Origin of the sequence: Hyphococcus sp., from assembly GCF_041986965.1 — a bacterium.
GTDB lineage: Bacteria > Pseudomonadota > Alphaproteobacteria > Caulobacterales > Parvularculaceae > Hyphococcus.
The window spans coordinates 649989-662730 of the sequence record NZ_JBHIXB010000002.1 but is presented as its reverse complement, the minus strand read 5'-3'; the positions used below and the strand labels follow the sequence as shown (position 1 = coordinate 662730).

Sequence of the window (12742 nt, the reverse complement as noted above, 5' to 3'; positions counted from 1 at the left end):
CTGTCCTCATGGACCAAGCCGGTAAAAAAAGAGAACATCATGCCTCAGCGCGACCCCTTCGAAGAAGCGCGCAAGATCGCTGCGCCCGCTACTGAAAAGCGCCCTGTCGACATTACGCAGCATGGCGTAACGCGCGTCGACAATTACGCCTGGCTGCGCGACGACGCCTGGCAGGATGTGTTGCGCGATCCGTCAAAACTGACCGCCGACATCCGTAAAATGCTGGAGGCGGAGAACGCCTATTATGGGTCGGTAACCGAAGATCTTGAGCCCTTGCGCAAGAAACTCTTTGAGGAGATGCGCGGGCGCATCAAGGAGGATGACAGCTCGGTTCCGGCCAAAGACGGTGACTGGAAATACTGGACGAAGTTCCGCGAAGGCGGGGAATATCCCGTGTTCATGCGCAAGTCAGTGACGGGCGGGGATGAACAGGTCATCTATGATGGCGACGCCGAGCGGGGTGATTCCGAGTTTTTCTCCATTGGCGATGTGGCTCATAGCCCCGATCACAAGCTTGCGGCTGTCGCCACCGACCGGCTGGGATCTGAATATTATTCAATCCGCATCCGCAATATGGCGACCGGAGAGGAATATCCCGAAACCATCGAAAGCGCTGATGCGGGCGGCGCCGTCTGGGCGGCCGACTCCGGGAGCTTCTTCTATGTGGAGCGCGATGACAATCAACGTTCGAAATGGGTGAAGCTGCATCGACTTGGCGATGATCCGGCAAATGACGCAACTGTCTATGAAGAGCCGGATGACGCCTTTTTTCTCGATGTTTCAAAAAGCCAGAGCGGCGCCTATATTTTCATTTATTCCGGCAATCACGTCACCAGCGAGGCCCGGTTTATTCCCGCCGATGCGCCTCAAACGGCGCCCACGCTGATCGCCGCGCGCGAAGCGAACGTGGAATATGCGCCGGAGCACCATGGCGATCATTTTTTCATCAAGACCAACGCCGACGATGCTGTCGATTACAAGATCATCACGGCGCCGGTCACGGCGCCGGGCAGGGAGAACTGGAAAGACTGGCTGCCGCATAGGCCGGGCAGTCAAATCGTCACTTTCACAACCTTCAAGGATTACATCGTCCGGATGGAGCGGGAGAACGCCCTGCCGCGCATCGTGATTTCTACTTATGAAGGCGACGCTCACGAAGTGTCCTTCGATGAGGCGGCTTACGCCCTCGGCATGGATGAAGGATTTGAATACGACACCAGCGTCATTCGTTTCACTTATGAATCGCCCTCAACGCCGGAACAGACCTTCGACTATGACATGGCGTCGCGTAAACGCACGCTCTTGAAAACACAGGAAGTGCCGAGCGGGCACGACGCATCCCTGTATGCTGTCGAGCGGATCGAGGCGGAAGGCGAAGGCGGCGCCAAAGTGCCGGTGACCATCCTGCGTCTCAAGACAACGCCAAGGGACGGCTCGGCCCCGGCGCTGATTTACGGCTATGGCTCCTATGGCTACGCGACAGCGGCGTCCTTCTCGACGAATATTTTGCCGCTCGTCGACCGCGGCGCCGTTTACGCCATCGCTCATATCCGCGGCGGCGCCGACAAGGGCCGGCAATGGTATCTCGATGGCAAGCTCGACAAAAAGATGAACACCTTCACCGACTTCAATGCGGCGGCGGAGGCGCTGGTCAAAGACGGCTATACGTCGGCGGGCCGCATCGTCAGCTATGGCGGCAGCGCCGGCGGATTGCTTGTCGGCGCGTCACTGAACCTGCGGCCGGATCTTTATGGCGGCGTTATCGCCGCGGTGCCGTTTGTGGATGTGATCAACACCATTTCTGACGCCGACCTGCCGCTGACGCCGCCGGAATGGGAGGAGTGGGGCAATCCGATCACCAGCAAGGAAGAGTATAACTGGATCGCCGCCTATTCCCCTTATGATAATATTCAAGATGCGACCTATCCGCCAATCATGGCGACTGGGGGGCTCGCCGATTATCGCGTCACTTATTGGGAGCCTGCGAAATGGATCGCGCGTCTGCGCGATGAGGCGACGGGCGGGCCATTTGTGTTGCGGATGAATATGGGCGCAGGGCATGGCGGTTCGGCGGCGCGCTTTGAGCGCCTTGATGAGCGCGCGCATCTTTACGCCTTCGCGTTAAAGGTTTGGGGGCTAGAGAACGCTGAGCCTGTCAAGCACAAGGCGTAGATAAGTCTAGCCCCGGCGCGGCTTGGCGTTTGCCTTGCCGCGCTTTTTCTTTGCCGGTTTCTCGCGCTTGCCTTTTGACGGCGAGCGTTTTTTGGCTTTGGACTTTTTGCCATAGCCCGGCTTGGATGGCTTTCCTGAACGGCCCTTGCGTTTCGGCGATCCGGGCAGGGGATCGGACAGCATTTCGAAGCGAAGCCCGCCCGTTAACGGCGCCGCCTCCGCAAGTTTCACCTTGACCGGCTGGCCGAGGCGATAAATCCCGCCCGTGGTTTCGCCGATCACCGCGTGTTCCTTTTCCTCAAACCGGAAGCGTTCGAAGCCGATGGAGCGCATGGGCACGAAACCATCGGCGCCGCTTTCGTCGAGCATGACGAAGAGACCGAATTTGGTGACGCCGCGAATGCGCGCCTCGAACTCGGCGCCGACTTTTTCTTCCAGATAGCCGGCGAGATAGCGGTCATTGGACTCACGCTCTGCGGCAATGGAGCGGCGCTCGAGATCGGATATGGTTTCGGCAATCTTGGGAAGCGCTTTTGCTTCCGCTTCGGTCTGTCCGTTGGCGCCGAGTTTGAACGCCTTGACGAGCGCGCGATGGACGGTGAGGTCGGCATAGCGGCGGATGGGCGAAGTGAAATGCGCATAGCGGCCGAGATTAAGACCGAAATGGCCCACATTCTCGGTGTCGTAAATCGCCTGGCGCTGCGAGCGCAGGACCACTTCGGAGACCATTTCCTTCTGGTCGCGCTCGCCTGCAATTTTTAAAAGCTGGTTGAAATTCGCGGGCCGGATTGCGCCCTTGGATAGTGAATAATCGAGCGTGTCCAGATAATCGCGCACGGAATCAAGTTTTTCCGGGTCGGGCTCGTCATGGACGCGATAGATCAGCGGCGTTTTTGCGCGCTCTAGCGCCTCGGCCGCCGCCACATTTGCAAGGATCATGAACTCTTCGATCACGCGATGGGCGTCGAAACGTTCGCGCTTGATGACTTTTTCAACGTCGCCATTGTCATCGAGAATAATTTTGCGTTCAGGGAGATCGAGGTCCAATGGCGCGCGTTTGGTGCGTTCCTTCATGCGCGCGTGAAAGGCGTCGTAAAGCGTTTTGACAACGCTCTGGATCTGCGCCGAGGCAGGCCCCCCGTCGCTGATCTCCTGGGCTTCTTCATAAGCGAGTTTCGCGTGTGAGCGCATAAGAGCGCGCATAAAATGATGACGCTTCTTTACGCCGCCCGAGGTGATGGTCATCTCTACAGCGAGGCAGGGCCGGTCCTCATCGGCGCGGAGCGAACACAAGTCGTTCGACAAACGCTCCGGCAGCATGGGAACGACACGGTCCGGCAGATAAGTTGAGTTGCCGCGTTTCAAGGCTTCCTTGTCGAGGTCGGAGTCCGGTTTCACGAACCAGCTCACATCGGCGATGGCGACGATGACGCGGAAGCCGCCCGGATTTTCCGGATCGTCATCAGCCTCGGCGAAGACGGCGTCGTCGTGATCCTTGGCGTCCGCCGGGTCGATGGTGATGAGCGGCGTCTCACGCAGATCGGTGCGCTCGCCCAGAGGCGGCAGTTTCGCCTTTTCCGCCTCAGCGAGGACTGCGGCGGGAAAGTCCGTCGGGATGCCGTGATTGGCCAGCGCGATGGTGGAAAAGGCGTGCTTGTCGTCAATATGCCCTGCGATAGAGCGCACGCGCCCTTTCTTTGGACCATAGCCGCGGGCGTTTTTGGTTTCGATCCAGACGAGATCGCCGTCCTTGGCGCCGCCTTCGTCGCCATCGTCGATGGTGAAGTTGTCGCGCGCCCGCCGCTCCACCGGCTCGGCGACGCCGCCGCGCCGTTTTTTGTGAAAGACGGCGAGGAACCGGTGTGCGCCTTTGCCGATGGCCTTGATGACATCGGCGTCATAGCCGTCATCGCCTGCGGGAAAGAGCCGTGCCAGGAGGCGGTCGCCAACGCCGGGCGACGGTTTCACTTTGGCGGCGCGCCGCGCCGAAAGGCGGATCAGGGGCGGCTCGGTCTCGCCGCGCCAGTTCGCCGGCATGCACAGAAGGTCGCCGTCATCATCCACCGACATGACGTCGATCGGCGCTACAGGCGGCAGGGCGTCGGCGCGTTCGATGCGCTTGCCGCCCTTCAAGTTGATGGCGCCTTCTTCGTCGAGTTCCTTCAAAAGCCTGCGTAAATCGGCGCGCGCTTCGCCTTTCACGCCAAAGGCACGCGCAATGTCGCGCCGCGCGACTTCGCTATCGGCGTCTTTCAGATAGGCGATAATGTCTTTTTTAGAGGGAAGGCCGGTCTTTTTCGGTCCGGATTTGGATTTTACGCGCTTGGCCAAATGTCTGCTTTCAATTTGAAGTTGTAGACATCGGTTAGCACGCTTCGCCTCAAAGCGCGAACGCTAACGCTGGCCCACCGTCAGGGGGTTATGGTGCCGTCCGTCCACTAATATTTCGTAGTGGAGATGAACCGCCGTCGCATTGCCGGTGTCGCCGGTTCGGCCAATGTACTCACCCATGGAGATACGTTTGCCGCGTTTCAGTCCCGGCGCATAGGCGGACAGATGCGCATAGCGTGTTTCGACGCCGCGCCCATGGCGGATCAGCACCGTTTTGCCATAGCCGCGCAGGCTTTCGACGGCTGCAACAACGCCGTCACCGCCGGCGAAGATTGGCGCAGGCCGCCCCGTATAGAGATCGACCCCATGATGAAAGGAGCCCGCGCCGCCGCGTCGCGGCCCGTAACCGGATGATACGCACGCCTCCACGGGCGCCCGCCAGAGCGTTGCGCCTTTCACCGTCGCTTGCGGGTCGTAACCAACGATACGCCTTGCGCCGTCAGTTGCGGGCGCATTCGAAATGGAGACGCCGGAACACAGGGCGAGAGAGGAAAACGCCGGGCCGCTGGATGGCGAGGACGGCGCCGAAGCGCATGCGCCGATGAAATTTAAAAGAACCAAAACTGCGGCGGCCCGATACATTCGCATAGTCTTTCATATCCGGGGACAGGCGCAAGATGCGCCGCCCGAACGTTAAAGACATGAAAGATACGAGCGGGTTAAGAAACGGCCGAAAATTCAGAAGGTTTCCGGCGGCGTCTGGCGCCGCCGCCGGAACGCCATGATTTAACTGGATAATCCGTGCGTGAAGACGAGCAGTTCGCCGTCTTCCGCGATTTCGATATCCACGGGGCGGCCTTCATAGGAGCCATCGAATTCATAGACATAGATCGGCGCCGTCTGGCGAACGGAGAACTCCACATAGTCCGGTTCAAAGCCCGGGACCGTATCGTTGAGCGTTGCAGCGACGACATCCGGAAGGTCGTCAAAGTCATGCTCCATTTCGATTTCTTCGAGATCGCCGTTTTCAGTCACGTCGATTTCAATATGTCGTCCGGCATGGTCGGTTGCTTCGAATTCGTAAATGGAGACCCCGTTTTCGGTCTCGATGCTGACGCGATCGAAGGTCACGCCGGGGGCGGTGCGGATGGCCGTGTCGAGAACTTTTTCCGGCACGTCGTCAATAGCGATGTCGGTATTCGCCGAGGCAAGGCTGATGTTTAAAAGAGCGACGCTAGCGGCGGCGGCGAGGGCGCGGGTCATTTGCAAACTCCTTCTCGGGGTTGTCATGAGAGCCAGCCGGGCTTGCCGGCTCGCCGCGCGAGATAGGGAGCATTGGTGACAGTTCGACGATGGTTTCGCGAACAGACGATGAAATTATTTTGCGCTGCACAATTTTGGGAATCGCAGCGTTAACGCCGATTTAAAATGCGCAAGCGATGCGCTTAAGTCGCGGTTTTTTTCTTCGTCGTCTTTTTCTTGGCGGCGGTCTTTTTCGCAGGCGCCTTTTTAGTCGCGGCCTTTTTCGTTGTCTTCTTGGCCGCTTTTTTTGTCGCTGCTTTCTTGGTCGCTTTCTTTTTGGCGGCCTTCTTCTTTGTCGCTTTTTTCTTCGCCGGTTTTTTTTCTTTCGCCGCGATCAGTTCCAGCGCTCTTTCCAGCGTCACCTTTTCCGGTTCGGTTCCGTTGGGCAGGGTGGCGTTTGTCTTCTGGTGTTTCACATAAGGCCCATAGCGCCCGTTCATGACATTGACGGGATCGCCGGTTTCCGGATGCGCGCCCAGTTCCTTCAGCGGTTTCGCCGCCTGGCCGCGGCCGGCGCGCGGATTGGCCCGCTTCTCTTCGATCAGGGTGACGGCGCGGTTGAGGCCAATTTCGAAAACCTCATCGATTGTCGGTAGGTTCGCGTAAAGCTTGTCGTGCTTGACGAAGGGGCCATAGCGGCCGAGCCCGGCTTCGATCATTTCGCCGTCTTCGGGGTGCGGGCCCACTTCGCGCGGCAGAGAGAGAAGCATCAGCGCTTTTTCAAGGTCGATATCGTCAACATTCCAGGTTTTCGGAATGCCGGCGCGCTTGGGCTTTTCTTTCGACCCTTTTTCCTGTTCGCCAAGCTGAACATAAGGGCCGAAACGGCCAAATTTCAGCGTCACGTCGAGGCCGCTTTCAGGATCGAGCCCGAGTTCGCGGTCGCTTGTGTCTGCGGCGTCTGCGCCGTCGGTCATGGCCGCAAGCTGGCGGGTGTAGTTACAGTCGGGATAGTTCGAGCAGCCGATAAAGGCGCCGAACTTGCCGGTCTTCAAAGACAATTTTCCGTCGTCGCAGGAGGGGCAGGCGCGCGGGTCCGAACCGTCTTCTTTTTTGGGAAAGATCAGCGGCCCGAGGGATTCATTGAGCGCGTCGAGCACTTCAGAGATCCTGAGTTCGCCGATGTCTTCGACTGCGGCGTGAAACTCCGACCAGAAATTTCTGAGAAAGGTTTTCCAGTCCGCTTCACCGGCGGAGATTTCGTCGAGCGTTTCTTCGAGATCCGCTGTGAAGTCATATTCGACATATTTCTTGAAATAGTTTTCAAGAAACGCCGTGACGATCCGGCCTTTTGAATCCGGAATGAAGCGGTTCTTCTCCATGGTCACATAGCCGCGGTCGCGGAGCGTGGAGAGAATGGACGCATAGGTCGAAGGCCGGCCGATGCCGAGCTCTTCAAGCCGCTTCACGAGGCTCGCTTCGGAAAAGCGCGGCGGCGGCTGAGTGAAATGCTGGTCTGCAGCGACATCGGAAACATTCGCTTTGGCGCCTGCAGAAAGTTTCGGCAGAACGCCACCGCCGTCTTCGGATTCCGGATCGTCCTGGCCTTCTTCATAAAGCGCCAGAAAGCCGTCGAAGAGAATGACCGAGCCGGTGGCGCGAAGGCCGGTTTTCTTGTCGCCTGACAAAAGATCGATAGTTGTATTTTCAAGCCGCGCCGATTCCATCTGGCTGGCGATGGCGCGCTTCCAGATCAGCGAATAGAGCTTGAATTCGTCTTCGCTCAAGCCCCGCACCTTGTCCGGCGCCCGGGAGAACGCCGTCGGGCGAATACATTCGTGGGCTTCCTGCGCGTTTTTCGCCTTCGATTTATAAACACGCGGGCTATCCGGCACATATTTCTCGCCGAATTGCGCGCCCACGGATTTGCGGGCGTCGCTGATGGCTTCCGGCGCCATATCGATCCCGTCTGTCCGCATATAGGTGATGAGGCCGGTCGTCTCGCCGCCGATGTCGATGCCCTCATAAAGGCTTTGCGCCGTACGCATGGTGCGCTGGGCGTTGAAGCCGAGCTTCCTCGCCGCTTCCTGTTGCAGGGTCGAAGTGGTGAAGGGCGGCGGCGGGTTGCGCTTGCCGGGTTTGGCTTCGACGGACTCGACGGTGAAGCTGGCGCTCTCAACGGCGCGTTTGGCGCCCATGGCGGCCGCTTCGTCGCCAAGCGTGAATTTTTGAACCTTTTCGCCTTCATGAAGAACAAGCCGCGCTTCGAACGGCGCCGTATCGCCGGAGACGGCCTGTGCTTTGACGGTCCAGTATTCCTGCGGAATGAAGGTTTCGATTTCGAGTTCGCGGTCGCAGATAATGCGCAGCGCCACGGACTGAACGCGGCCCGCCGAGCGTGAGCCGGGCAGCTTGCGCCACAGCACCGGCGAGAGTGTGAAACCCACCAGATAATCAAGAGCGCGCCGGGCGAGATAAGCGTCGACGAGATCTGCATCGATCTCGCGCGGATGCGCCATGGCGTCTTGAACGGATTTTTTCGTGATCGCGTTGAACGCCACCCGGTCGATCCGAACGCCCTTGAGCGCCTTCTTCGCGGCCAGCGTTTCCAAAAGGTGCCAGGAAATCGCTTCCCCCTCGCGATCGGGGTCAGTCGCGAGCACGAGCCGGTCCGCGCCTTTAAGGGCGGCGGCGATATCGTTCACCCGGGTTTTCGATTTGGAATCGAGCTCCCAGACCATCTCGAAATCCTCGTCGGGCTTTACCGACCCGTCTTTCGAGGGCAGATCGCGGATATGCCCGTAAGAGGCGAGCACCGTGAAGCCGGAGCCCAGATATTTATTGATGGTTTTGGCTTTTGAGGGCGATTCAACAATGACGACTTGCATGTGGTGAGGCGTCCCCCAGACGAACAGCGGGTAAATTGGCGTGGCGCGCCCTATGGGGCGGGCCCATGGCCCCTGTCAACTACAGTAAGGTTACGGGCCGGGAAGAGGGTGATAATGGTTTTGCGGCGAATTTCCACCGGAGATTGTATCGGCGTTGCTGAATATAGGTTAAACCCCGGCCTGTGGAAAAGAGATAAATTCTCGAAAAATCAGCGGGATGGGGGAAAAGTCTAACCTGCATTCAAGGAAAAGCGCCCGCCGTCATGCTCTTGAGCTTCGCCCGCCAGGACAAGATCGAGGAGGGCGTCAGCGATCAGGCCGGGCGGCGCATCAGCCTCCCGCAGGATTTCATCGCGGTGCAGGGGCGTGAAGCTGAGAAGCTCCAGAATTTGGCGCCTGAGCGACGCCATCGCCGCCGGATCGGGCTCGCGCTCGCTCATTCCGCCGGCCCAGTCAAAGAGGTCGCGGCCGGACGAGGCGACGCCGCTTTGCTGGGACAGGACGTCGATAATATCCTGCGCGGTTTCAACCAGTGTTGCGCCGTCGCGAATGAGGCGGTTGGCGCCCTGACAGCGCGGATCCAGAGGCGAGCCCGGCACGGCGAAAACCTCGCGGCCCTGGTCGAGGGCGAAATTGGCGGTGAGCAACGTGCCGGATTTTGCGGCGGCTTCGACGACGACAACCCCCCGCGACAGACCGGAGATAAGCCGGTTGCGTTTAGGAAAGTCCCGCGCGGTCGGTTGCGCACCCATGGGGCATTCAGAAATAACAGCGCCTTCGCGCGCGATGCGGTCCGTCAGTTCGTCATGTTCCGGCGGATAGACGACATCGACGCCGCCGGCGACGACGGCGATGGTGCCGGTTTTCAGGGCGGCGTCATGGGCTGCGCCATCAACGCCGCGCGCCAGTCCCGACGTAATGACGTAACCAGCTTCGCCGAGATCTGCGGCGAGACTGCGCGCAATCTTGCGTCCAACGCCTGACGCGTTGCGGGCGCCGATAATGGCGACAGCGGGTTTGTCAAACAGGCTTGCATGGCCGCGGACATATAAAAGCGGCGGATGATCGGGAATGGCTTTCAGCGCTCGTGGGTAATTGTCGTCGCAAGACGCAATAAGCTCGGCGCCGTGTTTTTGCCCTTCTTTCAACTCGCGCTCACATGCGCTGCGGTCTGCGGCTTTCAAGGGCCGGGCGCGACCGGCCTTACGCGATAAATCGGGCAGTGCTGCGAGCGCTTTCGCCGCGGTTTCGTATTTGGCGATGAGGCGATGAAAAGTAACCGGGCCGATATTCTGGGTGCGAATGAGTTGCAGCCAGTCAAGGCGATCCCGTTCCTCAAGCACCAGCGGTTTCCGCTTCTTTCTTCGCGCCGATCTTTGGCTCTTCGCCGGAAAGCAGTCTCACAATATTCGATTTGTGGCGGATGAAGATCAGCAGCGTCATTACAAGCGCCGCAATGGCGTAGAACGGTTTTCCCATGGTGTAGAGAACGACCGGCGTCGCTGCTGCGGCGACCAGCGCGGAGAGGGATGAATATTTCAGGACATAGGCGACGCCGAGCCATGTGGCGCCCGCGAAAATCCCTGCCGGAAAATGCAGGGCGAACAATGTGCCCATGAAGGTGGCGACGCCCTTGCCGCCCTTGAAGCCGAGCCACACCGGAAAGCAGTGGCCGAGAAACGCCGCGGCGCCCGCGACCTCCGGCCGCCAGCCCATCAGATAAGCAACGCCGACCGCAATGGCACCTTTGCCGCCATCGAGCAGCAAGGTCGCCAGCGCCAGATCTTTCCGGCCTGTGCGCAAGACATTCGTCGCGCCGATATTGCCCGACCCGATGGCGCGAATATCGCCAAGCCCCGCCGCTTTGGTGATCACAAGACCGAACGGAATTGAGCCGAGGAGATAGCCGAGCACGAGAGGGAGGAGGATTGTCATAAAAATCTATAAACCCCGTTTTACCCACCATGCTTCTGAAAGCATTTCCAAGGGGACGCACTTTTCAAAAACATCGTCCATAGTAGGCTCATCAAAACTATGCTCATTTTTCAATGTGTCAAAATATTGCTGCCTTAAACTATCTGGAAATTTTCGGCCACTCCATGGGCAATATTCCATTTTTTGCGTTGCTACACCGTCGGCCAGCGTAATCGAAAATTCTCGAAAGTGCTGCGAATAACTAATATTGACTTTGCCTTCGCGAAGAAGGCTAAAAAATTGAGGGAATTCGTCTTCTAAGTAATATTTTTTCGGATGGTTCCCCATCCTATTCACCCCTTGTTAGCAACGCATCCAAACACGCCATGCGCATGGCGACGCCATAAAAGACTTGCCGGAGAATGAGTGAATGTTCCTCATCATCGGCAAGCGCCCCACAGATTTCGACGCCGCGATTCATCGGGCCCGGATGCATGATGCGCGCGCCGGGCTTGGCGAGTTTCAGGGTTTCATGCGTTAGCCCATATTCCTCGAAAAAGCCCTGAGCCAGCGCCTTGCCGTCACCTTCCATGCGTTCGAACTGCATGCGCAGCGCCATGGCGACATCGGCGCCGTCGAGACCGTCTTTCAGCGTGTCAAAACGGGGAATGTCCGCAAACTGATCGTCCGGCGGCATCAGGTGTTTCGGGCCGACAAAACGGATATTGGCGTTAAGGCGCTGGAACAGGCGGGCGTCGGAACCGGCGACGCGCGAATGTCTGATGTCGCCGCAGATCGCGATGGTAAGGCCCTCGAGCGTGCCGAACTCCGACCGGATCGCCACCGCATCAAGGAGCGCCTGAGTCGGATGCTCAAGCTTGCCGGCGCCGCCATTGACGATGGCGCAGGAGAGCGCCTCGTCGAGGGCGTAGTGAAGGTCTTCCTCTTTCGCGCGCACGATCATCACATGGGCGCCCATGGCGGCCATGGTCTGCGCCGTATCGATCATGGTCTCGCCCTTGTGGACCGAGGATGCGGCGACCGGCACGTTGATGACGTCGGCGCCGAGTTTTTTTCCGGCGAGCTCGAAGGACAGATTGGTGCGGGTTGAGTCTTCGAAAAACAGATTGATCTGGGTTTTGCCCGCGAGCCGCCTTGGCGGCGGCGCGGCCCGGCGCAGATAACCGGCGTAATATTCCGCGAGTTTCAACAGATAACGGATGTCGGCGTCCGTCAGATCGTCAATGGCGATCAGGCGGCGCGCGGAAAACCCGCCTTTCGGCGGCTGGGGGCGTTCAGCTGTTGTCATTAAAGCGGGAGCATTACCCCGTTGGCGGGGGTTCGGCAATGGCCTTAGCGGCGGTGTTTCACCGTCAGTTTCATCAGCCACATCACGCCAAGGACGATAACAGCAATATCGATGGCGAACATCAGGATCAGCGCCGGCGGGTGGCCATTGGTGAGATAGGCGCGTCCGCCGAGAATGAGCCCCGCTGAACAGGCTGCGATGGCCGCGAGAACCGCGTTGCGGCTGTGGGATTTCGAACCGTCATTGGTGTCGTTGCGTACAAAAAATCCGATAATGACAAAAAGCAGGCCGAAGCCGGCAAGCGGCAGGCCCAGCCCCGGCGCCGCGTTCAGGAAAGCGACGAGAAGATGAAAGACGCCCGTGCCGGTCAGAAGACCGACGATCAGATGGCGCATGGTTCTCAGTTTCATTTGGCGAGTCCCCTCAGGCGGTCGATGGCGCCCTGGAGTATAAAGGTCGCCGCCATTTCGTCGATCTTGTCTGCGCGCTTGGCCCGGCTGGTGTCCATGGCGATCAGATCGCGTTCCATGGCGGCGGTGGAGAGACGCTCGTCCCAGAAGGCGAGCGGCAGGTCGAGGACTCTCGGCAGGTTGCGGGCGAAGGCGCGGGCGCGCTGGGCGCTGGGCCCCTCGGTCCCATCCATATTGAGCGGCAGGCCGATCACGATTCCGGCGATTTTGCGCTCTGCGGCGAGGGCCGCAAGGCGTTCCGCATCCATGGTGAATTTCTTGCGGCGGATGGTCTCCACCGGCGTCGCCACCATGCGGTCGGGGTCGCAGATTGCAACGCCGATGGTCTTTTCCCCGAGATCGAGGCCGAAAAGCGCGCCCCGCGGGCCAAAGGCGCTGGCGGCCTGTTCAAATTCCTGGCTCATGGGCCCATAGTA

The 12742-nt window shown here is 59.2% G+C and carries 11 protein-coding genes; 1 reads left to right on the top strand and 10 read right to left on the bottom strand.

Annotation, left to right across the window (positions count from 1 at the left end; genetic code table 11):
- Nucleotides 1-39 precede the first annotated feature (39 nt).
- Complete coding sequence (locus tag ACFC5L_RS12135; RefSeq protein WP_375202671.1) at nucleotides 40-2172, top strand: S9 family peptidase; 2133 nt, start codon at nucleotides 40-42, stop codon at nucleotides 2170-2172.
- Between the two features lie 6 nt (nucleotides 2173-2178).
- On the opposite strand, the gene rnr is transcribed toward ACFC5L_RS12135, so the two are convergent.
- From rnr to ruvX, 10 genes are all read right to left on the bottom strand, one after another.
- Nucleotides 2179-4503: a ribonuclease R gene (rnr, locus tag ACFC5L_RS12130; RefSeq protein WP_375202672.1), complete on the bottom strand. Its 2325-nt coding sequence runs from the start codon at nucleotides 4501-4503 to the stop codon at nucleotides 2179-2181.
- Nucleotides 4504-4566: 63 nt separating this feature from the next.
- On the bottom strand, nucleotides 4567-5145 hold the full coding sequence (locus ACFC5L_RS12125) for a M23 family metallopeptidase (RefSeq protein WP_375202673.1): 579 nt from the start codon (nucleotides 5143-5145) through the stop codon (nucleotides 4567-4569).
- Between the two features lie 144 nt (nucleotides 5146-5289).
- Nucleotides 5290-5766, bottom strand: coding sequence for a PepSY domain-containing protein (locus tag ACFC5L_RS12120; protein WP_375202674.1), 477 nt, complete (start codon nucleotides 5764-5766; stop codon nucleotides 5290-5292).
- A gap of 182 nt (nucleotides 5767-5948) precedes the next feature.
- On the bottom strand, nucleotides 5949-8633 hold the full coding sequence (gene topA, locus ACFC5L_RS12115; protein ID WP_375202675.1) for a type I DNA topoisomerase: 2685 nt from the start codon (nucleotides 8631-8633) through the stop codon (nucleotides 5949-5951).
- A 230-nt stretch (nucleotides 8634-8863) separates the two neighbouring features.
- Complete coding sequence (dprA, locus tag ACFC5L_RS12110) at nucleotides 8864-9976, bottom strand: DNA-processing protein DprA (protein WP_375202676.1); 1113 nt, start codon at nucleotides 9974-9976, stop codon at nucleotides 8864-8866.
- The gene (plsY, locus tag ACFC5L_RS12105; RefSeq protein WP_375202677.1) at nucleotides 9969-10568 is read right to left on the bottom strand and encodes a glycerol-3-phosphate 1-O-acyltransferase PlsY; all 600 of its coding nucleotides are present in this window, start codon (nucleotides 10566-10568) and stop codon (nucleotides 9969-9971) included. Before plsY ends, dprA begins: the two co-directional genes overlap by 8 nt.
- A 6-nt stretch (nucleotides 10569-10574) precedes the next feature.
- A complete protein-coding gene (locus tag ACFC5L_RS12100; protein WP_375202678.1) occupies nucleotides 10575-10895 on the bottom strand; it encodes a DUF6980 family protein in 321 nt (106 codons plus the stop codon).
- 1 nt (nucleotide 10896) lies between these two features.
- Nucleotides 10897-11856, bottom strand: a complete 960-nt coding sequence (locus ACFC5L_RS12095) for an aspartate carbamoyltransferase catalytic subunit (protein WP_375202679.1) — start codon at nucleotides 11854-11856, stop codon at nucleotides 10897-10899.
- A 44-nt stretch (nucleotides 11857-11900) separates the two neighbouring features.
- Entirely contained in the window at nucleotides 11901-12266 is a 366-nt protein-coding gene (locus ACFC5L_RS12090; RefSeq protein WP_375202680.1) for a hypothetical protein, read from the bottom strand.
- On the bottom strand, nucleotides 12263-12730 hold the full coding sequence (gene ruvX, locus ACFC5L_RS12085) for a Holliday junction resolvase RuvX (RefSeq protein WP_375202681.1): 468 nt from the start codon (nucleotides 12728-12730) through the stop codon (nucleotides 12263-12265). Before ruvX ends, ACFC5L_RS12090 begins: the two co-directional genes overlap by 4 nt.
- Between the last annotated feature and the right edge of the window lie 12 nt (nucleotides 12731-12742).